The organism is Methylobacterium sp. NFXW15 (assembly GCF_049887755.1).
Lineage (GTDB): Bacteria > Pseudomonadota > Alphaproteobacteria > Rhizobiales > Beijerinckiaceae > Methylobacterium.
The window spans coordinates 237,157-261,505 of sequence record NZ_JAGEKG010000003.1 but is presented as its reverse complement, the minus strand read 5'-3'; the positions used below and the strand labels follow the sequence as shown (position 1 = coordinate 261,505).

Here is a 24,349-nt window from a genome sequence, read left to right as displayed (position 1 = left end):
GGCTAGACTCGCGACTCACACCAGGGAGGGACAGATGGGCCTACTTGCCTTCATCCTGATCGGCGGACCGTGGGTCGCCGCAACGGCATGGCTCTGGCTCCAGGCGGGTGGCGTCGAGGCGTGGCGCCACGTCGTCCACGGCGATGCGCTGAACCACCGCTGACGCATCCGGAGCCGACACCGGCTCGGCGCCTCTAACCCATTGAAATCACCAAGATAGACCATCGCCTGCGATCTCTCGATCGCAGGCGATGCTACATCGTCCGTCGCCCTCCCCCGCATTCAGGGGCGATGAGGACTACGTCGCCTCGGTGGGCAGGCGTGTGGCATATTCCGTTTCAAACGAACGTGAAGACGGGCGACTCCGCCTCAGTATGCCACGAAGACGCCCCGCTTAAAGCTTCGCCGCCGCACTCCCTCATTAAGCATAAATTTTGCAGTATTAATCATCGAACGATCTACGTAGCATACTCAAGTTTATTTGATTGATTTCCGCGCAGCAAAATCTTAAAAAACAGACGATTAATAACTTGTTTACCAATTAACAGTTTCTACCCCTGCCCACACGTCAACTGGAAAGAGAAACATGCCGCGTGCATTGCCGATCGCGACTTATGCCGTCTCTGCGACCGGCGATGCCGATGAGTTTCCCGTTCGGGGGCAATGGGCCGGACGGGCTGCCAAGCGCGGTCTCGACATCGCGGTCGCCGCGACGGCGCTGCTCCTTCTGCTGCCACTCTTCGCCCTCGTCTCCGCGGCGGTCTGGTTGGGCGACCGCAAGTCGCCGATCTTCAGCCATAGTCGCCTCGGACGCGACGGGCGCAGCTTCGGCTGCCTGAAGTTCCGCTCCATGGTGGTGGATGCCGAAGCCGTCCTCGTCGCCCACCTCGCGGGCAACGCCGTCGCGCGCGCCGAATGGGATGCCACGCACAAGCTCACCCACGATCCGCGGGTGACAGCGCTGGGCCGGGTCCTGCGCAAGACCTCCCTCGATGAACTGCCGCAACTCATCAACGTCCTGCGCGGCGAGATGAGCCTCGTCGGCCCTCGCCCGATCGTCCAGGCGGAGGTCGCCCGCTATGGCGCCGCCTTCGAGACCTGCTTCTCGGTGCCCCCCGGCGTCACTGGCCTGTGGCAAGTCTCCGGCCGCTCCGACACGACCTATGCGGAGCGGGTCGCCCTCGATCTCGACTACGCCGCCCGGTGGAGCCTTCGGCGCGATCTCACCATCCTGATCAAGACCGTTCCGGCCGTCTTCGCCCAGCGGGGAAGCCGCTGAGGCAGCCTTCCGAAAGCCCGGCGAGCCTTCGCGGACCTATCGATTGTCCGCGAAGGCTCGCACAGGAGAACCCATTTAGCGATCATCCTCCTGAAACAGAGAACCTGACCTATAGACTTTCAATTTATCGACCTAAAACAGGGCTGATCCGTCGGCCCTCAAATGGGGGCATGCAACCCTAGATCTTTGTCCGGCCAGGACTTGTCATCCAAGGGTCAGAAAGGCGGATCGGACACCGGGTCGCCGCCGCATGGACCAAGCACGGAACACTCTGCTGGCCAATCTTTCCCGGCATGCCGGTCACGCCCGACAGCGTCTCGCGTTATCGGTCGACCACACGGGACAACTGGTCGGAATTCCGCAGTCGAGTTTGGAAGCGATCGAGCGCGGTACTTATGAGGGGACGGCAACATTGGATGAACTCATCCAGTTGTCGTTGTTCCTCGGCCTGACATCGACGGGGATGCCGCGCGCGAAGCCGCCCGGCGCGCGTAACTGACGGAACGTTGCCTCGGTCGGACGATCGTTTTGAACAGAACTCAAAAAGTGGCGATCGTATTTTGAATTACGAAGCAAATCGCACGGACGGATTTAACGCTCACTAGTTTTTAATCATTCTTTTACTTCGTAACCCGAAGTTGCGAGGACAAATTGTGCTCTCGGGCTACTATGTCGAAAAACGCACAAACAGCATTGCGCCAGGAACACGAGCGTACGATCGAGGACGCCCTCCTAGCCGCCCTCGATCTGAGGGATTCGATCTTCAAGATCGGCGACGAGCCACTGATCCGGACGATGGATTTGCTGATTTACGCTCTGGGCAAGGTCGCCGTTCGCAAACGTGGGCCCCAGAAGCTCGCCTGAACCCTCCGTCGGCTCATCGGCGCCCCGCTCGATGTCGAAGGATGTCCGCCGCTCAGTCGCGGGTGAGTTCCCGGGCGGGGCGCGCGTCACCACCCATCGGTCGCCCCCCACCGCGGGCCGGATCCCGCCGGAATGGCTTCCGGACTCCCAGTTTCGCCACCCAGGGATAGACGGCAGGCAGGACCACGAGGGTGAGCAGCGTCGCGGAGATCAGCCCGCCGATCACGACGGTGGCGAGTGGACGCTGCACTTCGGCTCCCGCGCTGGTCGAAAGGGCCATCGGCAGGAAGCCCAGGGCGGCCACGAGGGCGGTCATCATCACCGGACGCAGCCGCATCTCGGCGGCGCGGGTCGCCGCCTCCCGTGGGTCGAGGCCGGCGCCTTCGAGATCGCGGATGTAGCTCGTCAGCACCACGCCGTTCAGGATCGCGATGCCGAAGGTCGCGATGAAGCCGATCGCCGCCGAGATCGAGAAGGGCATGTCCCGCAGGGCGAGCGCCAGGATGCCCCCGGTGGCGGCCATCGGCACGTTGAGGAAGATCAGCCCGGCGAGGCGGATGTCGCCGAACATCACGACGAGGAGCACGAGGATCGCTGCCAGCGCCGCCGGCACGACCACGGAAAGCCGGGCCGTCGCCTCCTGCAAGTTCTGGTACTGGCCGCTCCACTGGAGCGCGTAGCGGGGCGGCAACTTCACTTGGTCGGAGACGGCCTTCTGAGCGGCGTCCACGAAACTCTGCACGTCCCGGCCCCGGACGTTGGCCTGGATCGAGATGCGCCGCTGAAGCCGCTCGCGACTGATCTGCGCCGGGCCGGAGGCGACCTCCACCGAGGCGACCATCGATAGCGGCACCGTCATGGACGCGCCCCCCTCCTTGCCCGGCCGCCCCACCGGCAGGGCACGGATGCGCTCGATGTCGCTGCGATCCGCCGGATCGAGCCGGACCACGATGTCGGTGATGGAATTGTCGTCGCCGTAGACCATCCCGGCGGTGCGCCCGCCGATGCTCTCGACGACGTCGAGCACATCCGAGACGTTGATGCCGTAGCGCGCGGCCTTCGCGCGATCCACCTGGATCGAGAGGGCGGGCATCCCGGCTTGCGCCTCGGCCTTCACATCCGCCGCGCCTTGGATGCCCGAGACCACCCGCACGATGGAATCCGCCGTGTCCTTCAGGACCTTCAGGTCGTCACCGTAGAGGCTGATCGCCACGTCGCCGCGCACGCCTTCCAGCAGGTCGTCCATGCGCATCTGGATCGGCTGCGAGAAGCTGTAGGCGACGCCCGGCACTTCCTCCTTCAGGCGCTTGTCGAAGGCGGCGACCAACCCCTCTTGGCTGTCGGCCGTCTTCCAGGTGGAGGGGTCGGTGAGGGTAATGAAGCTGTCGGTCGATTCGACGCCCATCGGGTCGGTCGGAATTTCCGCGCTGCCGGTGAGGGAGACGATCCGCTTCACCTCGGGGAAGGATTTCAGCACCCGCTCGATGCGGGTCACCGTGGCGAGTGAGGCATCGAGCGCGATGCCCGGCAGCTTCTCCGAGGTGATGACGATCGAGCCCTCGGACAGCTTCGGCAGGAACTCGCCCCCGAGCCGGGTCGCCACCACGCAGGATCCGGCGAACAGGGCGAGCACCGTCAGGACGGTGGCGAGGGCGTGTCGCTCGGCCCATTGCAGCACGGGCGTATAGGCGCCCCGCACCGCATGGACGAGGCGCGTCTCGTGCTCGCCGATGCCCCGCCCGGCGAGGAAGATCGCCGCCAGCGCGGGCATGAGGGTGAGGGTGACGATCAGCGACGAGGCGAGCGCGAGGATCACCGTCAGCGCCATGGGGGCGAACATCTTGCCCGCCACGCCCTCCAGCGCGAGGATCGGCACGTAGACGATGATGATGATCGCGACCGCGAAGATCACCGGGCGGGCCACCTCGGCGGCGGCCTCGCGGATCAGGTCGTGGGCCGGGCGGTCGGGATGCTCGCCACGGGCACGCAGCACGTTCTCGATCATCACCACGGCGCCGTCGACGATCAGCCCGAAATCGATCGCCCCGAGACTCATCAGGTTGCCCGACAGGCCGAGGAGCCGCATCCCGGCGAAGGCCATCAGCATCGAGAGCGGAATCGCCGCGGCCACGATCAGCCCGGCGCGCAGGTTGCCGAGAAGCAGGAGCAGCACCACGATCACCAGCACCGCCCCTTCGAGGAGGTTGTGCTCCACCGTGTGGATCGTGCGATCCACCAGCGCGCTGCGGTCGTAATAGGGAACGATCTCGACTCCCGGCGGCAATTGCTTGCGCAGGTCGGCGATCGTCTTCTTCACATCCTCCACGACGGCGCTGGCGTTCTCGCCGTAGCGCATCATCGCGATGCCCACGACGGTCTCGCCTTGCGCATCATGGGTGACGGCGCCGAGCCGGACTTTGGGGGCCTCCTGCACGGAGCCGAGGGTGCCGAGCGTCACGGGCACGCCGCCGGGGCCGGTGGCGACGACGATGTTGGCGATGTCTTCCGGATTCTTGGCGAGGCCGAGGCCGCGGATCACCTGCTGCTGGTCGTTGTGCTCGATATAGGCGCCGCCCCGTGCGGCGTTGTTGTCGGCCAGCGCCGTGTAGACCTGAGCGAGCGTCACGCCGTAGCGGCGCAGGGCTTCCGCCGAGACGCGGACCTCGTCCGTCGGCATCTGGCCGCCATAGATGTTCACGTCGGCAATGCCGGGGGTGAGCTTCAGCTTCGGCGCGATGGTCCATTGCAGCAGGCGCTTCAGCCGCATTGGCGTGTAGGCTGGTCCCCGCAATTCGAACTGGTAGATCTCGCCGAGCCCCGTCGCCATCGGCCCCATCTGCGGGTCACCGACGCCGGCGGGCATCAGGTTCTTGGCCTGGGGCAGGCGCTGGAACACTTCCGCACGCGCCGAGACGATCGAGACGGAATCATCGAAGGTGACATAGACCGCCGAGACCCCGGCCCGGGATGTCGAGCGGACGTTGGAGAGCCCCGGTGCGCCCGCCATGGCGTTCTCGACGGGGAAGGTGACGAGCCGTTCGACCTCCAGAGGCCCGAGCCCTGGCGAGAGGGTGAGGATCATCACCTGCTTCGGCGAGATGTCCGGTACCGCGTCGATGGACAGGCCGCGCAGGTTGGCGACCCCGCCCGCCGCCGCCGCGAGGGCGATCATCAGCACCAGGACACGGCGACGGACCAGTAGGGCGAACCACGACCGCATCGCCGCGCCTCAATCCGTCGAGCCGAGGAGGCTGCGAAGCAGGATCGCCTTCAGGCCGAAACTGCCCGCCGTGGCCACCGTCTCGCCCTCGGCCACGCCCTTGCGCACCTCCACCCAGTCGGAACGCTGGATGCCCAGCGTCAGGGCTCGCCGCTCGAACGTATCGGGGGCGGTGCGCACGAAGGCGATCGGGCCGCCCTCGGTCTGCTGCACCGAGGCCGCCGGGATGGTGACGCCGTCACGGCCGAGATCCGCCGAGACCGACACGGAAACGAATTGATTGGCGCGCAGCAGATCCTGCGGGTTGTCGAGCTCGATCCGCGCCGGGGCGGTGTTGGTTGCGGGGTCGAGGGCGGCGTTCACCGAGCGGACATGACCTTCGAAGGGCGGCTGGCCCGGCATGGGGTTCTCCACCGAGGCCGCATCGCCCGCCTTCACCCGTGCGATGTCGGCCCCGTAGAGGCTCGCCAGAACGACGACGCGGGTGGGGTCGGCCACCGTGAAGGCATCCCGCCCGGTATCGACCACCTCGCCCAGGGTGATGCCGACGCTCGTCACCACACCGCCGATCGGCGTGACCACGGCGCTGGTGCCGGGTGCGGCGCCTTCTGCGGGGGCAAGGCGCTGATATTGCGCCCGATACGTCTCGACATTGGCCTGCGCCGATTTCACCGCCGCCTGCGCCTTGGCAAGATCGACCTGCCGCCGCTCGACCTCGGCCTGTGCCACCCCGCCGAATTTCAGCTGCTCCAGCCCGCGCCGGACCTGCAAGGCCGCCACGGCCTCGGAGGCCTGCGCCTCGCCGAGCGCTGCCTGCGCCGCGAGGAGCCCGTTGCGGGCATCGAGGATTCCGGCCGCATCGAGGGTCGCGAGCGTCTGGCCTGCCGTTACCCGGTCACCGGGCTGGACGGCGAGGCTCAGCACTCGCCCTTGCGTGCGCGGCTTCAGATGCGTCACCCGCCGCTCGTCGAAGGCGATGGTGCCCGGCGCACGCACGGGCAACACGATCCGCCGGGTCTCGGCTTGGCCGAAGGCGAGACCGATCCGCTTCTGGCCCGCCCCGTCCAGGGTCACGAGATCGGGATTGGCGGGGGCCGCATCACCCTTGTCCGCATTCTTTGCAGCGGGCGCCTCGGCCGGAGGCGAAGCGAGGCCGAGGGTTTCGAGGATCGCGGCGCGATAGGTCCATCCCGCGAAGGCGATGGCGCCCAGCACCACGAGAAGCGGAAGCACGGGCACGCGACGGCGCCGTACGACGGGAGCGGGAGACGCGGCGGATTCGCGCTCGGGGGCCTCGCCTTCTGTCGGGTCGGAAGGCTCCGCGTGCCGTGCTGACGACTCGGCATTGAGCGTCATGGGCCAGCGCCTCCATGACCGGCCGTGCCGGAGATCGCGAGTGGTGGAAGAAAGCTCATGCGTCGAAGCCCGGGCGCAAGACCTCGTCGCTTACGAAGCGCCCTGTCTCGACCTCGCGGACCACGACATCGTAGCCCTCGCTGCGAAGCTCCCTCACTCGGTCGATGGACACATAGGTTCCCGTCTCGACATCGTAGAGCCGGGTCCGGCCGTAGCGATTGATCAGGCGGCGGGGCCGCCGCTTGCGAGGCATCGGTTAAGGCTCTCTCGTCGGTGCGGGGCGCAGGCGTCCCGGCTGCGGCAGAGAGGCAGGGAACGCGATAGAAGCATTCTAATAAGTTGGGCGAACGCGATGCGGCGCCACTAAATTCTGGTTCACACAGGCTCCCCGCCGCAGATCGCCGGGGCGATATGCGCGACAAGGGGACCAACCGGAGGATGGACTGACGCGTGGCGAGGCTTCTGCTGATCGAAGATGACGGCGAGACCGCCGGAGTCGTGCTCGACGACCTCCTCGGGCGGGGCCACGAGGTCGTCTGGGCGGCGACCGGTCCCGACGGCGCGCGGGAGGCCCGCGTCGGCGCCTGGGACGCGATCATCCTCGACCGGATGCTGCCCGGCCAGGACGGCCTCGGCGTGCTGCAGGACCTACGACGGGATGGGGACCGGACTCCCGCCCTCGTCCTGAGTGCCCTCGGCGACGTGGATGAGCGCATCCGCGGCCTGCGGGCGGGCGGCGACGACTACCTCGCCAAGCCCTTCGCTCTGGGCGAACTCGCCGCACGGATCGAGGCGCTGCTCCGGCGCCCGGTCGACGGCCGCGAGACCCTGCTGCGCGTCGGAAGCCTCGAAATCGATCTGATCGCCGGAACCGGGCGGCGCGGATCACGCGATCTCGATCTCCTGCCGCGCGAACTCAAGCTCCTCGCCTACCTGATGCGCTCGCCCGGCCGGATCGTGACGCGGGCGATGCTGTTCGAGGAGGTGTGGAACTACCGCTTCACCCCGAAATCGAACCTCATCGATGTCCATCTCGGGCGCCTGCGCCGCAAGCTCGAAGCCGCGGGGGAGCCACCCCTGATCCAGAACGTGCGCGGCGTCGGCTTCACCCTCACCCCCGATGACTGACCTCATGCGCTCGACCACTTTGCGCTGGGCGCTCGGCATCGCGGCGTGGTCGGTCCTGCTCGCGCTGACGATGTTCGCCTTCATCTACTGGCAGACCGCCGCCTACCTGCGCGAGGAACTGGCCGAGACCCTGCGGCTCGAAGTCCGCGCCGCGGCCGCCGATCCGGCCGCCACCGCGCTCAGGGTCGATACGTGGACGGCCATGGATCCCCATGCGCGGCATTACGGCGGACTGTTCGACCCCGGCGGAACGCGGCGCGCGGGCAATCTCGACGCGATGCCGGATGGCCTGCCCCGCGACGGCGACGCCTACCGCGTCGGCGCCACGGTGGAAGTCGGCACGCGCAGGCTGGTGGACGAGATCTGGGCGGCGGCCCTGCCACTGTCGGGCGGCGGGACGGTGGTGATCGCCCATGACACCGACGACATCGACCGGGTGCGGGTCACGACCCTGCGGGCCTTCGGGCTCGCCCTCGTGCCGATGCTGGCGCTGTCCGGCCTCGGCGGGATCCTCCTGGCCCGGCGCGCCCGCGAGCGGCTGGCTGCCACCGAGGCGGCCTTGGACGAGGTGATGCGCGGCAACCTGGGCAAGCGCCTGCCCGTCGGCAAGCGGAACGACGAGTTCGACCGCTTGGCCGCGAACGTGAACCGGATGCTCGATGAGATCGAGCGGCTCATGGGCGAGGTCCGCAGCGTCGGTGACGCCGTCGCCCACGACCTGCGCACCCCACTGACGCGGCTGCGCGCCCGGCTGGAGCGCAGCCGGGCCCAAGCCCAAACGGTGAAGGAGTTCCACGACGCGATCGACCAGGGCCTGGCCTGGATCGACCAGACGCTGGCCATGGTCACAGCCGTACTGCGGATCGGCGAGATGCAGGAGGGCCGCAGGACCGCCTTCGGCCCGATCGATCTCGGCGAACTCGCTGCCAACGCCGTGGATTTCTTCGAACCCGTGGCCGAAGAGAAGGGAATCAGCCTGACATTGGCGGCGGAAGCCGGGCTCCCGGTGATCCAGGGGGATCGCGACCTCTGCTTCGAGGCCCTGTCGAACCTCCTCGACAACGCTTTGAAATTCACGCCCCCAGGCGGCGAGGTCCGCGTGCGGGTTTCGCGCGGCCCGGATGCGGTCGTCGTGGCGGTGGAGGATTCGGGGCCGGGCCTCTTGCCGAGCGAGCACGAGAAGATCTTCCAGCGCTTCTACCGCGCGGAGGCGGCCCGCCAGAATCCCGGCAACGGCCTCGGGTTGAGCCTAGTGGCGGCCATCGCCAAGCTTCACGACGCGAGCCTGGGCATCCGCGCCTCCGAGGCGGGAGGGTGCCGTTTCGAGATGGCCTTTGCCACCGTGGCCAATCATCGAGTCTGACATCCCGCTCGAGAGCCGGGAGCCCCGGGTCCACGACGCAGAGGGCAGACCTGAGGGACGTGATCTCAGCGCCTGCCGAAGGAGCCGATGGGTCATCCCTGGCGGACGGATGAGCGGTTTGTGAGGATTGTTCCGCGGCTATCCCGCGGATCGTCTCGAACCCGATCCATCGCGCCGCATTCCGATAGCCACCACCAAGCGCGCCATGCAAAGCGCACTAAAAATTTGCATCTTCAAGCAATCGATTCTATTTCAGCCCCATACGCCGCGATTTGTCGGCGAGAGGGCATGATCTGGTGAAGATAGACAGATATTTTAATCGCCTAATGTTTGACTTGTTTAGCTTTGTTGGACAAATTTTCCGAAGAAACGACATCAAATATAGCATTTTCTTCGATAAAAATCACTATCTTTCGCAACAGACGGCGCCCATAGGCGGAGACCCTGCCCTTCATTACGTCCGAACGGGATGGAAGTCGGGATTCAATCCGTCCGCGTATTTCGATCAAGAATTCTATCTTTCCCGGTATGCCGACGTCAAAGATGCGAATGTCAATCCGCTAAAACATTACCTGACGCATGGCTTTGCCGAGGGGCGCATCCCAAGTCCGCACTTCGATCGCGCGCTGTTTTTGACGCATCACCCGGATCTACAGCGCCGGCCCATCGATGCGGCAGCGGAATGCATCAGGCTGTATGGCACCTATCAGTGGCAAATGGCTTCCCGGCTACCGATCCGCTCCGCCCCCCTGTTCGATGCCGCGTGGTATATCGCCTCGTCGCCGGATCTCATGATCTCGACCGAGGAAGCATACGATCACTATAAGCGCATCGGTTGGAAGGAGGGACGGGACCCCAACCCGCTCTTCGACACGGATTGGTACCTCCTCAACAATCCCGATGTTGCCGCGTCCGGAATGGAACCGCTGACGCACTTTGAAACGCACGGCTATTTGGAGGACAGGCGACCGAATCCCCTGTTCGACACGGCGTGGTACAGGGGCAGGTATCGCGATGTGGGCAACCCGAAGATCGATCCGCTGCGGCATTTCATCGAGCACGGAGAAGCCGAAGGGCGCAATCCCCACTTGCGATTCCACACGCGCTGGTACCGGGAGACATACCCCGAGAGCTCAGAGTTCCCGTGGGGCGTTTTCGCGTATCACTACCGCGTCGGCCGGGCTCGAGGGCAGAAGCCTCATCCATTCTATGACGATATCCTGGTCGTTTCTCCCGGGGATCCGACAAAGGCCACTGAAACGGCAAGAGAGTATTCTCTGGGAGAGCCGATGGAGCCGTACAAGTCCTGGCTCGAGGTCAATCAGGACACGGCGTCCGACCGCGCGTTCCTCATGCGAGAGCTTGCGAGACTCGGCGACAAAGCTCCTCTCGTGTCCGTCGTCATGCCGACATACCAGTCGGATCTCAAGTTCTTGACCGCCGCGATCGAGAGCGTCCGGTCGCAAATCTATACGAACTGGCAGCTCTGCATCTGCGATGACGCCAGTCCGGATCGAAAAATCGTCGATCTCATCAGCACCTACGCGGCCCTGGATCCGCGGATCGTCTGGACACGCTCAGAGACGAACGAAAACATCAGCGGTGCGTCCAACCGGGCTGCGGCGCTCGCCACCGGTGAGATCATCGCCCTGCTCGACCACGACGATCTCCTTCATCCGCATGCCCTCGCGGAGATCGCCATCTGTTACGCCGACCATCCCGAGGCAGAGATTGTCTACTCGGATGACGACAAGATCGATCTCGCGACGCAGCGGTACGCGCCGCAATTCAAGCCCGACTGGAGCCCCACACTCCTTCTGTCGTTTATGTATCTGAGCCATCTGTTCACGTTCAAACGATCCTTGTTCGAGCGCGTCGGCGGGTTCAGGATCGGGTTCGAGGGGTCGCAGGATTTCGACCTTGCCCTCCGTCTCAGCGAGCACGCTGGCGCGATCCGCCACATCCCGCGCGTGCTCTATCACTGGAGGGCGGTCCCGGGGTCTACCGCGATGAGCGGCGATGCCAAGCCCGATGCTTTCGAAAGGGGACGGCGCGCTGTCCAGGACGCGTTCGACCGCCGCGGCCTCAAGGCAAAGGTCATCCAGCCGGACTTCGCCCGGATGGCACGTCTCGGCATCTTCGAACCGTCTTTCCCGGATTACGGGCCACACGTCACGATCATCATTCCGAATAAAGACAAGGTGGAACTGCTTCGCGCCTGTGTGGAAAGCCTAAAGCGTACGACCTACCGCAACTTCGATATCTTGATCGTAGACAATGAAAGTACCGATCCTGCTGCCTTGCGCTACATGGCGAAGTGCGGCGCGACGGTGTTGAGCGTAGCGAGCCCCGCAGAAGGTTTCAGCTTCTCCCATCTCGTCAATGCAGGCGTCGCGGCGGCGAAGGGGGACTATGTCCTCCTCCTGAACAATGACACCGAAGTCATATCGCCTCGTTGGCTGTCGCAGATGGTTGGCTATGCGCAGATCGACAAGGTCGGTGCCGTGGGCGCCCGCCTTCTCTACGATGACAGGCGGCTCCAGCATGCCGGCATCACCCATGGTCTCCACGAGGGCATGCCCGGTCATAGCTTCAAGTTGCTCCCCGATTACGATCTCGGTCACATGTGTCTGTCCCGGGCGACGAGGGAAGTCGCCGGCGTCACCGCCGCCTGCATGTTGACGCCGAGGGCGCTGTTCCTGGAGATCGGCGGCTTTGACGAAGCGAACTTCCGCGTCGCGTATAACGATGTGGATTACTGCTATCGACTGGTCGATTCTGGCTACAGCTGTATTCAATGCGGCTCCGCCGAACTGTTCCATTACGAGGGCAAGAGCCGTGGCTTCGGCGACGATCCGGCCGAGGAACGGGCGATGCGCCGTAAATATTCCGGGCGCGTGGACTCGTACTACAATCCCAATCTCACCCTGAGCGACGAGCAGTTCGGCGTGGCGCGGACCCATGTCGCGCGCTCTCAGGGCAGGCCGATTCGGACGCTGTTCGCCAGCCACAACTTAAACTTGGAGGGGGCGCCGAATGTCCTGTTCGAGCTCGCGAGCGGCTTGGCGGCGCAAGGTCGTATCGACCCGATCGTGATCTCGCCGAGCGATGGACCTCTCCGGCAAGCCTATGCGGATGTGGATCTTCCCACCACGGTCATCGAGCACCCCTTGCTCGGGTGGCCACCGGAGGAGGAGATGAATACGCGCCTGCGGCGGCTCGGGCAGACCTTCCTCGAGGCCGGGATCGAGGTGGTGGTGGCCAACACCGCCGAAAGCTTCTGGGCGATGGAGGCGGCCCGGCTTGCCGGACTGCCCAGTCTTTGGATCATCCACGAAAGCGAACCCTGGCGCACGTACTACGCGCATTATCCGCACCACATCGAAGCGATGGCCTTCAACGGCTTCGAGAGTGCCTACCGGGTCGTCTTCGTGGCGCGCTCAACCCTCGAGGCATGGTCTCCGCTCAACACAAAGGGGGCCTTTACTCTCGTGCGCAACGGGCTGAACGCCTCCAGGCTCATCAGAGGCATGGACCAGATCGACCGGGACGAGGCGCGCGTGCGGATGGAGGTCGCATCCGGCTCGGTGGTGTTCACCCTCGTCGGGACGGTTTGCGAACGGAAGGGGCAACTTGATCTCGTGCAGGCCTACGCCCTCCTCCCGGATACCCTGGCGGCCCGCGCCGAGATTTGCATCGTCGGCGACCGCCCGAGCGCCTACAGCAAGACGATTCACGAGACGATCAACGCGCTCCCGAAAGATCGGGCAAGGCGAGTCCACATCGTTCCGGAGAGCGACGAGGTACCAACCTTCCTGAAGGGCAGCGACGTCTTCGTCTGCGCGAGTCGCGTGGAGAGCTATCCGCGCGTGACGCTGGAGGCGATGGCCGCCGGACTGCCACTCATCACGACGCCGGTCTGGGGCATCCGGGAGCAGGTTCGCGAGAACGTCAATGCTTTCTATTACGAGCCGGGTGATGTGGCCGAGCTCGCTGAGTACATGGCCCACCTGATTGAGGACGACGAGTTGCGCTCCCGCTTTGCCGAGCGGTCTACGGTCGTGTTCGAGAGCCTGCCGGACTACGACTTCATGCTCGACCAGTACGGGCGCCTGATAGAGCAGGCCGTGGGGACGCGTTCTTGATGGCAACCTGGGAGAGACATTGAATCAAGCGCGGCATCGTCGGCTTTACCGATCCCCTACGAGATGCCGCCGACTTCATCGGCCCCACCCCCATCGCCGCCGCGCCCTGGATGCGGTGCCTCTCAATTCAGCCGAGGTGAGCTTTCGTTTTCCCTAAAACGCGCCTAAACCGCTTTCGGTTGACCGATCCCGAGGTTCGAAACTATGCTTTCGGAGCGCCAGACCGCGATCATGGACATCGCGCGCAGCGATGGGCGGGTGCTGGTCGATGCCCTGTCGAGCCGCTTCGCGGTCAGTGTGCAGACCATCCGCAAGGATCTCAACGACCTCTGCGATGCGCGGCTCCTCTCGCGGATCCATGGTGGGGCGGTGCTGGGGGCCGGGGCCGAGAACCTGAATTACGAGGCGCGTAACGCCATGGCGGCGCCCGAGAAGGCCGCCATCGCCCGGGCCGCCGCCGACCTGATCCCGGACCGGTCCTCGTTGTTCATCAACATCGGCACGACGACCGAGGCCGTCGCCCGCGCGCTGCTCGGCCATTCCGGCCTGATGGTCATCACCAACAACCTCAATGTCGCCCATGCCCTACGGGCGAGCCCGGAGATCGAGTGCATCGTCGCGGGCGGACTGATCCGACGCTCGGACGGCGGGATCGTCGGCGAGGCGGCCGTCGACTTCATCCGTCAGTTCAAGGTCGATTTCGCGGTGATCGGTGCCTCGGCCATCGACGAGGACGGGTCGCTCCTCGATTTCGACTATCGCGAAGTGCGGGTGGCACAGGCGATCATCGCCAATGCACGGCATGTCGTGCTCGTCGCCGATGCCAGCAAGTTCGAGCGCAGCGCCCCGGTGCGCCTTGCCCAGCTTCCACAGATCGGCACCTTCGTCACGGACCGCTGCCCCAGCGAGGCCCTGCGCGACCTCTGCCGTGCCTCCGGTGTCCGCTTGGTCGAAACGGCGACCTGACACACTGCTTTCGATTGACTTTCGTTTTGTTTCGTATTTAATGTCTCCACTTTCGAAGCCGCGCGTACAGCGCCGTGGCACGGGAGGGGGAGGATCATGCGAACGTTCGACGTCGCCATCATTGGCGGTGGCATCAACGGCTGCGGCATCGCGCGCGATGCAGCCGGGCGCGGATACTCGGTCTCGCTGACCGAGCAGAACGACCTCGGCAGCGGCACCTCGTCCTGGTCCACCAAGCTCATCCACGGCGGCCTTCGCTATCTCGAGCATTACGAGTTTCGCCTCGTGCGTGAGGCGCTGGCCGAGCGTGAGGTGCTCTGGGGCATCGCGCCCCATATCGTGCGCCCGCTCCGCTTCATCCTGCCGCTGCATTCCGGCCTTCGACCGGCCTGGCTGCTGCGCGCGGGCCTGTTCCTCTACGATCATCTCGGCGGCCGGAAGCGCCTGCCTGCCACGCAGCCGGTGGACCTCGGCGGCCCTCTTGGCGCCCCCTTGAAGGACACGTTCCGGCGCGGCTTCGAGTATTCGGATGCGCGCGTCGACGACACGCGCCTCGTCGTCCTCAACGCCCGCGATGCGCAGATACGCGGCGCCGACATCGCGGTCGGCACTCGCGTCGTCTCCGCCCGGCGCGAGGATGGCCTGTGGCGCATCGTCCGGCGCGATCTCCGCACCGGGCAGGAGGAGGAGATCGCCGCGCGCTTCCTCGTGAACGCGGCCGGACCGTGGGTCGACCGGGTGATCCAGGGACCGCTCGGGCGCAGCGAGGCCAAGCATGTGCGCCTCGTGCAGGGCTCGCACATCGTGGTGCGCAAGCTCTACGAACACGACCGCGCCTACATTTTCCAGAACGCGGATGGGCGGATCATCTTCGCCATTCCCTACGCGAACGACACCACCCTCGTCGGCACCACGGACCGCGACTATTCCGGCGACCCTGCCGAGGTGGCGATCACCGAGGAGGAAACGCAGTATCTCCTGGACGCCGCCAGCGAATACTTCGCGAAGCCGCTGCGCCGCGAGGACATCGTCTGGACCTTCTCCGGCGTGCGTCCGCTCTTCGATGACAACGCCTCCGCCGCTCAGGAGGCCACGCGCGATTATGTGCTGAAGACCGACGGCGCCTCGGGCCAAGCCCCGGTGCTGAACATCTTCGGTGGCAAGATCACCACCTACCGCAAGCTCGCGGAGGACGCGCTCAAGGAGATCGGCCAGCATCTCGGGTCTCGGGGACGCCCGTGGACCGGGAGCGCGGCGCTGCCGGGCGGCGACTTCCCGGTGGACGGCGTGGCCGAGATCGAGGCCCGCCTCACGCGGATGGCGCCGCACCTGTCGGCGGCCACGGTCGCGCGCATGGTGGCCGCCTACGGCACCGACGCGCCGCGCATCGCCGAGAATCTCGGGCGCGATCTCGGCCACGGCCTCCACGAGGGCGAGTTGCGCTGGATGATCGAGCACGAATGGGCGCGCACTGCCGAGGATGTCCTGTGGCGCCGGTCCAAGCTCGGCCTCGCCTTCACGGCGGACGAAGCTGCGGCGCTCGGCGCGACGATGGCCGCCACCGCCTGAGGCCGAAAGCCTTCACCCCGAGGCGACGCGGATCGTCGCCACCCCGTCCCCTCGGGACGACACGGGCCTGGGCTCCCCACGGCCTCCCCTACGAAGGCGCGCCATGATCGGCTTCCTCGCACCCGCGGCCCACAAACCGCCCCTACCATCCGACCGCGTCGATGCGACCTACCAGCGGCTGCGCTGGCAGATCTTCGCGGGCATCTTCCTGGGCTATGCGGGCTATTACCTGCTCCGCAAGAACTTCTCCCTGGCGATGCCCTATCTCGTCGAGCAGGGCTACAGCCGGGGCGAACTCGGAACCGCGCTCTCCGCCGTCGCCATCGCCTACGGCCTGTCCAAGTTCCTGATGGGCATGGTCTCGGATCGCTCCAACCCGCGCTACTTCCTGCCGCTCGGCCTCGTGCTCTCGGCGCTGGTGATGTTCCTGTTCGGCTTCGCGCCCTGGGCGACGTCGAGCGTGGGCATCATGTTCGTGCTGCTGTTCCTGAACGGCTGGTTCCAGGGCATGGGCTGGCCGCCGAGCGGCCGGACCATGGTGCATTGGTGGTCGCAGAAGGAGCGCGGCGGCATCGTCTCGGTCTGGAACGTGGCGCACAATGTCGGTGGCGGCCTCATCGGCCCGCTCTTCCTGCTCGGCCTCGCGTGGTTCCACGACTGGCACTCGGCCTTCTACGTCCCGGCGGCGGTGGCGCTCGGTGTCGCGGTCTTCGCCTTCCTGGCCATGAGGGACACCCCGCAATCCTGCGGACTGCCCTCGGTCGAGACTTGGAAGCAGGACTTCCCGGAAGGATACGACGCCAACCACGAGCGTGAATTCTCGACGCGCGAGATCTTCGTCGAGCACGTGCTGAAGAATCGCCTGCTCTGGTACATCGCCTTTGCCAACGTGTTCGTCTACCTGCTGCGCTACGGCGTGCTGGATTGGGCGCCGACCTACCTCAAGGAAGCCAAGCACTTCTCGGTCGACAAGACCTCCTGGGCCTATTTCCTCTATGAGTGGGCGGGCATTCCCGGCACGCTTCTCTGCGGCTGGCTCTCGGACAAGCTGTTCCGCGGCAACCGCGGCGCCACGGGCGTGGTGTTCATGGTCGGCGTGCTGGTGGCGACGCTGGTCTACTGGCTCAACCCGGAGGGCAATCCGGGCATCGACCTCGCGGCGCTGATCAGCATCGGCTTCCTGATCTACGGACCCGTGATGCTGATCGGCCTGCAGGCCTTGGAACTGGTGCCCAAGAAGGCGGCCGGAACGGCGGCGGGCTTCACCGGCCTGTTCGGCTATCTCGGCGGCTCGGTCGCGGCGAGCGCGCTCGTCGGCTACACGACCGACCATTATGGCTGGAACGGCAGCTTCATCCTGCTGATCGGCGCCTGCGTCCTCGCGATCGTCTTTCTCGCGCTAACGCTGGGCCACAAGAGCGCCCCACGCCAGGCGTGATCGAAACGGCGTCCACGACAGAGATCGTGGGCGCCGTCCCGCGCGGCCACAGCTATTCGAAACAGCCGTGGTCGCGTGCGCCGACGCGCAATCGATAGACGTGAAAGATCGATTCTCTCTGCTTGAACCAGCGTTCTCCCGTCACCGGATCGAAGCCGTTGACGCGGCCCGATTTGGCGATCGACCGGACCAACCGGTTCGCGAGAGCAACGCTGTCTATATCGTGAGCAACCAATTCCGGCGGACGCCGGACGTCACCTTTAACTTCCCTGATGAAGATCGAATGAGGCATGTCTATCACCGACAGACGACGAGATCTGCATCAACTTACAAATTTTGAGCGAGTTCGCGGCCTCGACCGAGGTAGTTAACGAAAGGTGGAGACGGGAAGACCAAGTCCTTCGCCTTCCCGTGTGTCACGCTGCTGGGGCCGCCACGTTGGTCCAGACGTCGAGGACCTGATGCAGGATGCGCCCGAGTTGCTCGGCCGAATACGGCTTGTGCAGCAATTCGAACCCGTGGTCGCTCTCGCGGGCGAGCACGTGGCTGTAGCCCGAGGTCAGGACCACCGGCAGGTGTGGCCAGCGTTGCTGTAGCTCCCGGGCCAGGGCGATCCCGCCCATGCCCGGCATGACCACATCCGAGAAGACGAGGTCGAACCCGCCCCCGTCCCGGCCGAGCCGCTCCAGGGCGTCCTCCGCATTGTTCGCCAAGGTGGGGCGGTAGCCGAGGTCTTCGAGGATCTGCGTCGCGAACTGGCCGACGCCGACATTGTCCTCCACGATCAGGATGCTCTGCCCCGCCCCCAACGGCGCCAGCCCCCCATCCTGCACCCGCTCGATGCAGGGCCCGTCGAGGGCTGCCACTTCCGGCAGGTAGAGCGTGAAGGTGGTGCCTTCGCCCACGACGCTGCGCACATCCACGTCGCCGCCTGATTGCTTGGCAAAACCGAACACTTGGCTCAGGCCGAGGCCCGTCCCCTTGCCGACCTCCTTGGTGGTGAAGAACGGCTCGAAGATCCGCCCCATCCGGTCCTGCGGAATGCCCATGCCGGTATCGGTCAGCGACACCGCGACGAAGGGCGCCGTGGACCCGGCATGGCCGCGAACGGCGGGCAGCGTGGCGCCGCAGGTCACGCGCAGGATCAGGGTGCCCTCGCCATCCATGGCATCGCGGGCATTGACCGCCATGTTGACCAAGGCGGTTTCGAACTGGCTCACATCCGCGCGGACGTGGCAGCTCGTGTTCGGCACCTCGATCAGCACCTGCACCCGTCCACCGGTCAGCGTGTCGAGCATGTCGGCGATCTCGGTCACCCGCTGCCCGGCGCTGAATACCTCGGGCTTGAGCGCCTGACGCCGCGCGAAGGCGAGGAGTTGCCCGGTCAGCTTGGCCGCGCGGTCCACCGTGTCGGAGACCGCGTCGAGATAGCGGCGCTTGCGGGCCTCCGGCAGATCGGGCCGACGCAGGAAATCGACCGAGGAGCGGATGATGGTCAGGAGGTTGTTGAAGTCGTGCGCCACGCCGCCCGTGAGCTGGCCGACGGCTTCGAGCTTCTGGGATTGGCGGAGCGCATCCTGCGCATGGGCCAGTTCGGCCTGGCCACGCAACCGCTCGCTGACGTCCATGACGAACTGATAGCAGCCCATCCGCTGCCCTTGTGCGTCGCGCAGGGTACGGAAGCTGATCTCGTATGCGGGACGGGCGCGGTCCGCGTCGCCGAATTCCTGGACGAAGGTGATCTCCTCGCCCGCGAGGCCCCGGCCCCAGCCTTCCCTGACCTGGGCCTGATGCTCCGGCTGGTCGGCCAGAAGGTCGAGCATGTTGTCGCCGACCTTCGGCCGCACGCCGTAGATGCGCGCGAATTCGTCCGCATTCGCCTTGTTGATGGCGAGGATGTTGTAGCCGAGATCGACCGCCATCACCATGATGTCGGTGCGCTCGACAATCGTCGCGAGCAGGTTGAGCTCGGCCGTGCGCTCCGAGACTTGGTGTTCCAGGGTCTCGTTGAGAAGCTGGAGGCGGCGCTCGCTCTCGGCCAGCCGCTGCTCGGTCTCCCGGCGCTGGCTGAGATCCGCCGTGACGGCCAGAAGGCTCTTGAACCGGCCCTGCGCGTCGTCGAGGCGCCTGACACTGCTGTTCGCCCAGATCGAGGAGCCGTCCGGACGCAGGTAAATCTTGTCGAGGGCGGTGCCGTGTCCGGTCTCGATCGCCTGCGCGATGATCACCCGGCTCTGGGCCATGAAGGCCGGATCGGTGACATCGGCGACGGTGATCCGCAGCATCTCCTCCGGCGTGCGGCGGAGAATACGGCACATCTCTGAGTTGACGCGGAGGAATCGCCCCTCGGCATCGACCTCGGACAGGCCGACGGGCGCGCAGGCGAAGATCGCCGACAGGCGGGCTTCGCTGTCGCGCAGGGCGACCTCTGCGCGGGCCCGCTCGATCGCCGCCTTCACGCGCTCGCCCACCTCCCGGATCAGGTTGCCCTCGGCCGTTGTCCAGACACGGGGAACCGCGCTTTGCACTGCCAGCAGGCCGACCCATTCCGCGCCGCGGAACAGCACGACATCCACGAAGGCGCCGACCTCCCGCGAGCCCAGGCCGGCGCGCGCCTCGGGGTTGAACCGCGGATCGGACGGAACGTCCTCGACCGCGACGACCGTGCCGTCGCGATAGGCGGTCAGAAGGTCCGGGCCGAAGGCCGCCAGCGAATGCTTGCCGATGATCGTGCCGACGCCGTCGATATATTCGCGCTCAACCGTCATGAGGCTGCCGGCGATCTCGGCATAGAAGACGCGGCTCGCGCCGACCCGCTCGCCGAGACGGCGCGAGGCGACCTCGACGATCTCGGTGGATGAGGTGAGCGGCCGCAGCGTGTCACTGAGCGCGAGCAGGAAGGATTGCCGTTCCTCGTTCTCGCGAAACGACAGGTCCGCACCCGGCCGCTCGATGCAGGTACCGTACAGACCCTCGGCCTGCCCGGCCGGGTTTCGGATGGGCTGAAGGGACAGCGAGAACCGGCCCGCATCCGTGTCGTCGTCCGTCAGGACGGCGCGGCCGGACAGGGCCTCGTCCAGCGACGGACCGAGATCGGGCCGGATCTCACGGCAGGGGCGGCCGAGGGCGGCCGGATGCGCCGCGCCGAGGAGCCGCGCATAAGAATCGTTGTAGAGGAGCCTCTGATCGGGCCCCCAGACGAGAAAGGTCGGCTGGGGCGAGCCGAGCATGAGACCGACGAGCGTCGTCAGGGATGGCGCCCAGGCCGCCGGATCGCCGAAGAACGAGGCAGCCCAATCGTGCTCGCGCATGAGCGAGCCCATCTCGCCCCCGTCAGTCAGGCAGACCGGGATGCACATCGTCGCGTTCGCTCTCCTGTGCATCGCGTGGCCACGCCGATTCTAGGGGCCTCGCCCACAGGATCGATGGCAACGGCCGTCACGCTTTCGCGTCCGCCGCAACTTGGTTGCCACGATCCGAATGAGGAAAGGCCCGCTCAGCGCGGCCTCAAAGCCGGTACACCTGTCATTGCACCCAGCCTGCGAGAGCGTGCTCACGAAGGGCCAAGCTTGTCAAAGCGCGGTGAGAACCGAGCCTCGCGCACGAGCTTGGCCGCAAAAACCGCCTTTTTTGCGTTGCCCGCCGCGCGTGGTCAGGCCCGGCGGGCCGGGGGCTCGGCGGGACCGGAGGCAACGGCGGCGGCGTCCGCCTCGCTCAGCGACGGGCGCACCACCGGAGGACGGCGGGGATCGTAGCCCGGCGGCATGGCGTCCCGCAGAGTCCGGGAGCGGGTCACGAGGAAGTCGATCAGGTGGTTGCGCAGGGCGTAGTAGCCCGGCGCATGGTGGAGCTGCGTCCGGTCGCGGTTCTTGGGCAACGGGTTCTCGACGATCTCGGCAACCTTCGCCTCGGGCCCGTTCGTCATCAGCACGATGCGGTCGGCGAGATAGATCGCCTCATCGACGTCGTGGGTGATCATGAACACGGTCTGCCCGGTCTCGACGCAGATCCGGCGCACCTCGTCCTGAAGCGTGCCGCGCGTCAGCGCGTCGAGGGCCGAGAAGGGCTCATCCATCAGCAGGATCTTCGGCTCGATGGCGAGCGCGCGGGCGATGCCGACGCGCTGCTTCATGCCGCCCGACAATTCCGACGGGCGCTTGTGCTCGGACCCGGCGAGGCCGACCGTCGCGATGGCCTTGCGCGCCCGCGCCTCGATCTCCGCCCGCTTCGCCTTCCGCCAGCGGGAGGAGACCGCATAGGCGACGTTGCCGAGCACGCTGCGCCAGGGCAGCAGGGCGTGACCCTGGAAGATGACGGCGCGGTCCAGGCTCGTGCCGGTGATGGCCTGACCGTCGACGATGACGGTGCCCTCGGAGGGCGTGTCGAGCCCGGAGAGGATGTTCAACACCGTGGTCTTGCCGCAGCCGGAATGGCCGATCATGCACACGAACTCGCCACGCTGCATCGGCAGCCACAGATCCTCGAAGATCGTCGTGCTCTTGCCCCCCGGCGCCGGGTAGCGCCGGGCGATCCCTTCGATGGAGATGAACTTCTCGGAGGACGACATGCGGCGGGTCCCGGTATCGGGGGCGGCGCGGCCGGCGCGGCGCACGAAGGGAAGGAGCGTGCTCATGGCGCGGCGCCTCATTCGGGGAAGGTGACAAGGGCCTGCGCCCGCGCAAGGAGCTGGTCGAGGACCATGCCGACGAGACCGATCACCAGGATCGAGGTGATCACATTGGTGATCGAGAGGTTGTTCCACTCGTTCCAGACGAAGTATCCGATGCCGGTGCCCCCCACGAGCATCTCGGCGGCGACGATCACGAGCCACGCGATGCCGATGGAGATGCGCATGCCGGTGAGGATCGTCGGCGCGGCGGCGGGCAGGATCACCGTGAAGGCGCGCCGGAGCGGGCTCACCTCAAGGGTACGGGCGACGTTGAGCCATTCCTTCCGCGTCCCGGCGACGCCGAAGACCGTGTTGATCAGCATCGGCCAGACCGAGCAGATGAAGATCACGAAGATCGCCGAAAGGCTCGAATCCTTGATCGTGTAGAGAGCGAGCGGCATCCAGGCCAGGGGCGAGACCGGCTTCAGGATCTGGATGAACGGATCGAGCGCCCGGCTCATCAACGGCGACATGCCGATGAGGAAGCCGACCGGGATCGCGACCAGCACCGCGAGGCCGTAGCCCAGCGCCACGCGGCCGATGGAATAGGCGAGCTGGATGCCGATGCCCTTGTCGTTGGGCCCGCGGTCGTAGAACGGGTCCTTCAGGTGCTTCCAGATGGTCGCCCCGACATCGAGGGGGCCGGGCATGGCCGACTTGCCCGTGGTGGCGGTCTGCCCCATCAGCGCGGCGTATTCGGGATCCATGGCCTGGGTGCTGGCGGTGCCGCTGACCGACACCTGCCAGAGAAGTAGGACCAGCGCGAGCAGCGCCAGCGAGAGGATGCCGGCGCGCAGCCGCAGGGAGCGGATCATGGCTCAGCTCGCGCGCTTGATCTTGAAGGAATCGAGGTATTCGGCGGGCTTGGCCGGATCGAAGGTCTTGCCCATCACCACGAAGGTCTTGGTGGTGGCCTCCGGCGGAGTCAGCCCCTCCTGGCGCATCAGCTTGGCGGCATCGGTGGCGCGGTACACCTGCTTGGCCACGGCGGCGTAATCGACATCGCCCTTGATCTGACCCCACCGCTTCATCTGGGTCAGCGTCCAGATCGCGAAGCTCTCGTAGGGGAAAGGATCGAAGGCGACCCGCTTCGGGTCCTTCTTCACCCCGCCGAGCCCGTCCGCATAGGTGCCGGTGAGCACCTGCTCCACCACGGTGAGCGGCTGGTTGAGGTAGTTGGCGGGCGCGATGGCGGCGGCGATCTCCTTCCGATTCTCCGGTGCCGAGGCATAGGCGGTCGCCTGCAGGATCGCCCGCAGGAGCGCGGCGGTGGCGTTCGGCATCGTGCGGACCGTGTCCTGCGCCACCGAGAAGGAGCAGCAGGGATGCCCGTCCCAGATCTCCTTCGACAGGACATGGATGAAGCCGACGCCGTCATAGACCGCGCGCTGCACGATGTTGTCGGGGGCGAGGAAGCCATCGATGTTGTCGGCGCGGAGGTTGGCGACCATCTCGGGCGGCGGCACCGAGCGGAGCTGCACGTCGGTGTCCGGGTCGATGCCGTGCTCGGCGAGGTAATAGCGCAGCAGGTAATTGTGGTTCGAGTAATCGAACGGGATCGCGAGCTTGAAGCCCTTCCAGTTCTTCGGGTCGCGGTTGTCCTTGTGCTTGGTGGCGAGGCAGATCGCCTGCCCGTTGACGTTCTCGATGGCGGGCACCGCGAAGGGCACCGGGTTCGAACCGAGCCCCATGGTGATGGCGAGCGGCATCGGTGCCAGCATGTGGGCGGCGTCGTATTCCTTGTTCAGGGTTTTGTCGCGCACCACCGCCCAGCCAGCGGTCTTCACCACTTCGACGTTGAGCCCCTGCTTCTCGTAGAAGCCCATGGGCTTGGCCATGATGATCGGCGTGGCGCAGGTGATCGGGATGAAGCCCACCTTGAGGTCGGTCTTTTCCGGCTTGCCCGCCTCCGCGAACGCCTCGGCCACGAACTTCGTCGGGAGGATCTGGCTGATCGCCGCCGTCGCGGTCGCGAGCCCGACGCTCCGCAGGAAGGCGCGGCGCTCGGCCTGATGCGGGAACAGGGCCCGCATCATCGTCGTCTCGACGGCGCGCTCGATCGCGGCATCCCCAGCCGGCAGGGCCGCCTCGTGCGCGGCCTGCGTCGCGTGCGCCCCGCAGGAACAGCCGCCACGGGCGAGGCGTCGCTTGGCGGCGAAGGGGTTGTCGAACGGGGCCATCGCGATCTCCGGCAGGACAGGTCAGAAACGCTCAGCAACAGTCGCGCCAACCGCGACAGTCGCCGGATTTGTTCGTCACATCAGCGGCTTGCCGCGGAAGAATGAGGGTCGGTCGGCGCGGGGACCCTCGACAATGTCGATCTTTTGTCGACATTGGCGGCAGGCCGAGCCC

General features: G+C 66.1%; 18 protein-coding genes. 10 read left to right on the top strand and 8 right to left on the bottom strand.

Going from position 1 to position 24,349, the window contains the following annotated elements; genetic code table 11:
* The first annotated feature begins 34 nt into the window (after positions 1 to 34).
* The 4 genes from J4O73_RS08420 (at position 35) to J4O73_RS08405 (ending at position 2,143) form a co-directional block, all read left to right on the top strand.
* Complete coding sequence (locus J4O73_RS08420; protein ID WP_378967515.1) at positions 35 to 163, top strand: hypothetical protein; 129 nt, start codon at positions 35 to 37, stop codon at positions 161 to 163.
* Positions 164 to 586: 423 nt separating this feature from the next.
* Positions 587 to 1,279 carry a sugar transferase gene (locus tag J4O73_RS08415; RefSeq protein WP_426216381.1) on the top strand — a complete coding sequence of 231 codons (693 nt, stop codon included), beginning with the start codon at positions 587 to 589 and terminating at the stop codon, positions 1,277 to 1,279.
* A gap of 250 nt (positions 1,280 to 1,529) precedes the next feature.
* Entirely contained in the window at positions 1,530 to 1,778 is a 249-nt protein-coding gene (locus J4O73_RS08410; RefSeq protein WP_426216379.1) for a helix-turn-helix domain-containing protein, read from the top strand.
* A 170-nt stretch (positions 1,779 to 1,948) separates the two neighbouring features.
* Positions 1,949 to 2,143, top strand: coding sequence for a hypothetical protein (locus tag J4O73_RS08405; RefSeq protein ID WP_426216377.1), 195 nt, complete (start codon positions 1,949 to 1,951; stop codon positions 2,141 to 2,143).
* Positions 2,144 to 2,195: 52 nt separating this feature from the next.
* On the opposite strand, the gene J4O73_RS08400 is transcribed toward J4O73_RS08405, so the two are convergent.
* From J4O73_RS08400 to J4O73_RS08390, 3 genes are all read right to left on the bottom strand, one after another.
* Positions 2,196 to 5,363, bottom strand: coding sequence for an efflux RND transporter permease subunit (locus J4O73_RS08400; RefSeq protein ID WP_426216375.1), 3,168 nt, complete (start codon positions 5,361 to 5,363; stop codon positions 2,196 to 2,198).
* A gap of 9 nt (positions 5,364 to 5,372) precedes the next feature.
* Positions 5,373 to 6,602 carry an efflux RND transporter periplasmic adaptor subunit gene (locus J4O73_RS08395; RefSeq protein ID WP_426216373.1) on the bottom strand — a complete coding sequence of 410 codons (1,230 nt, stop codon included), beginning with the start codon at positions 6,600 to 6,602 and terminating at the stop codon, positions 5,373 to 5,375.
* A 172-nt stretch (positions 6,603 to 6,774) separates the two neighbouring features.
* Positions 6,775 to 6,972, bottom strand: a complete 198-nt coding sequence (locus tag J4O73_RS08390) for a polyhydroxyalkanoate synthesis regulator DNA-binding domain-containing protein (protein WP_426216371.1) — start codon at positions 6,970 to 6,972, stop codon at positions 6,775 to 6,777.
* Positions 6,973 to 7,169: 197 nt separating this feature from the next.
* Between J4O73_RS08390 and J4O73_RS08385 the strand changes: the two genes are divergently transcribed.
* The 6 genes from J4O73_RS08385 (at position 7,170) to glpT (ending at position 17,328) form a co-directional block, all read left to right on the top strand.
* Entirely contained in the window at positions 7,170 to 7,847 is a 678-nt protein-coding gene (locus J4O73_RS08385) for a response regulator transcription factor (protein WP_426216369.1), read from the top strand.
* Positions 7,848 to 7,851: 4 nt separating this feature from the next.
* Positions 7,852 to 9,210, top strand: a complete 1,359-nt coding sequence (locus tag J4O73_RS08380; protein WP_426216367.1) for an ATP-binding protein — start codon at positions 7,852 to 7,854, stop codon at positions 9,208 to 9,210.
* A gap of 326 nt (positions 9,211 to 9,536) precedes the next feature.
* Positions 9,537 to 13,355, top strand: coding sequence for a glycosyltransferase (locus J4O73_RS08375; RefSeq protein ID WP_426216365.1), 3,819 nt, complete (start codon positions 9,537 to 9,539; stop codon positions 13,353 to 13,355).
* Positions 13,356 to 13,559: 204 nt separating this feature from the next.
* The gene (locus J4O73_RS08370) at positions 13,560 to 14,321 is read left to right on the top strand and encodes a DeoR/GlpR family DNA-binding transcription regulator (RefSeq protein WP_426216363.1); all 762 of its coding nucleotides are present in this window, start codon (positions 13,560 to 13,562) and stop codon (positions 14,319 to 14,321) included.
* 96 nt (positions 14,322 to 14,417) lie between these two features.
* Positions 14,418 to 15,890 carry a glycerol-3-phosphate dehydrogenase gene (gene glpD / locus J4O73_RS08365; protein ID WP_426216362.1) on the top strand — a complete coding sequence of 491 codons (1,473 nt, stop codon included), beginning with the start codon at positions 14,418 to 14,420 and terminating at the stop codon, positions 15,888 to 15,890.
* Positions 15,891 to 15,993: 103 nt separating this feature from the next.
* The gene (gene glpT, locus J4O73_RS08360) at positions 15,994 to 17,328 is read left to right on the top strand and encodes a glycerol-3-phosphate transporter (RefSeq protein WP_426216360.1); all 1,335 of its coding nucleotides are present in this window, start codon (positions 15,994 to 15,996) and stop codon (positions 17,326 to 17,328) included.
* Between the two features lie 52 nt (positions 17,329 to 17,380).
* On the opposite strand, the gene J4O73_RS08355 is transcribed toward glpT, so the two are convergent.
* The 5 genes from J4O73_RS08355 to J4O73_RS08335 all read right to left on the bottom strand — a co-directional run bounded on the left by J4O73_RS08355 (position 17,381) and on the right by J4O73_RS08335 (position 24,177).
* On the bottom strand, positions 17,381 to 17,620 hold the full coding sequence (locus J4O73_RS08355; protein WP_426216358.1) for a hypothetical protein: 240 nt from the start codon (positions 17,618 to 17,620) through the stop codon (positions 17,381 to 17,383).
* Positions 17,621 to 17,744: 124 nt separating this feature from the next.
* A complete protein-coding gene (locus tag J4O73_RS08350) occupies positions 17,745 to 20,687 on the bottom strand; it encodes a PAS domain-containing protein (protein ID WP_426216356.1) in 2,943 nt (980 codons plus the stop codon).
* Positions 20,688 to 20,980: 293 nt separating this feature from the next.
* Positions 20,981 to 21,961 (bottom strand): ABC transporter ATP-binding protein, encoded by a 981-nt coding sequence (locus tag J4O73_RS08345; RefSeq protein ID WP_426216354.1) that lies wholly within the window; start codon positions 21,959 to 21,961, stop codon positions 20,981 to 20,983.
* 11 nt (positions 21,962 to 21,972) lie between these two features.
* A complete protein-coding gene (gene ntrB / locus J4O73_RS08340) occupies positions 21,973 to 22,812 on the bottom strand; it encodes a nitrate ABC transporter permease (protein ID WP_426216352.1) in 840 nt (279 codons plus the stop codon).
* Between the two features lie 3 nt (positions 22,813 to 22,815).
* Positions 22,816 to 24,177 (bottom strand): CmpA/NrtA family ABC transporter substrate-binding protein, encoded by a 1,362-nt coding sequence (locus J4O73_RS08335; protein WP_426216350.1) that lies wholly within the window; start codon positions 24,175 to 24,177, stop codon positions 22,816 to 22,818.
* Positions 24,178 to 24,349: the final 172 nt, after the last annotated feature.

Coding starts and splice junctions, on each gene's coding strand:
- J4O73_RS08420 (WP_378967515.1), top strand. CDS start 35: ATGGGCCTACTTGCCTTCATCCTGATCGGCGGACCGTGGGTCGCCGCA.
- J4O73_RS08415 (WP_426216381.1), top strand. CDS start 587: ATGCCGCGTGCATTGCCGATCGCGACTTATGCCGTCTCTGCGACCGGC.
- J4O73_RS08410 (WP_426216379.1), top strand. CDS start 1,530: ATGGACCAAGCACGGAACACTCTGCTGGCCAATCTTTCCCGGCATGCC.
- J4O73_RS08405 (WP_426216377.1), top strand. CDS start 1,949: ATGTCGAAAAACGCACAAACAGCATTGCGCCAGGAACACGAGCGTACG.
- J4O73_RS08400 (WP_426216375.1), bottom strand. CDS start 5,363: ATGCGGTCGTGGTTCGCCCTACTGGTCCGTCGCCGTGTCCTGGTGCTG.
- J4O73_RS08390 (WP_426216371.1), bottom strand. CDS start 6,972: ATGCCTCGCAAGCGGCGGCCCCGCCGCCTGATCAATCGCTACGGCCGG.
- J4O73_RS08380 (WP_426216367.1), top strand. CDS start 7,852: ATGCGCTCGACCACTTTGCGCTGGGCGCTCGGCATCGCGGCGTGGTCG.
- J4O73_RS08375 (WP_426216365.1), top strand. CDS start 9,537: ATGTTTGACTTGTTTAGCTTTGTTGGACAAATTTTCCGAAGAAACGAC.
- J4O73_RS08370 (WP_426216363.1), top strand. CDS start 13,560: ATGCTTTCGGAGCGCCAGACCGCGATCATGGACATCGCGCGCAGCGAT.
- glpD (WP_426216362.1), top strand. CDS start 14,418: ATGCGAACGTTCGACGTCGCCATCATTGGCGGTGGCATCAACGGCTGC.
- glpT (WP_426216360.1), top strand. CDS start 15,994: ATGATCGGCTTCCTCGCACCCGCGGCCCACAAACCGCCCCTACCATCC.
- J4O73_RS08355 (WP_426216358.1), bottom strand. CDS start 17,620: ATGCCTCATTCGATCTTCATCAGGGAAGTTAAAGGTGACGTCCGGCGT.
- J4O73_RS08350 (WP_426216356.1), bottom strand. CDS start 20,687: ATGTGCATCCCGGTCTGCCTGACTGACGGGGGCGAGATGGGCTCGCTC.
- J4O73_RS08345 (WP_426216354.1), bottom strand. CDS start 21,961: ATGAGCACGCTCCTTCCCTTCGTGCGCCGCGCCGGCCGCGCCGCCCCC.
- ntrB (WP_426216352.1), bottom strand. CDS start 22,812: ATGATCCGCTCCCTGCGGCTGCGCGCCGGCATCCTCTCGCTGGCGCTG.
- J4O73_RS08335 (WP_426216350.1), bottom strand. CDS start 24,177: ATGGCCCCGTTCGACAACCCCTTCGCCGCCAAGCGACGCCTCGCCCGT.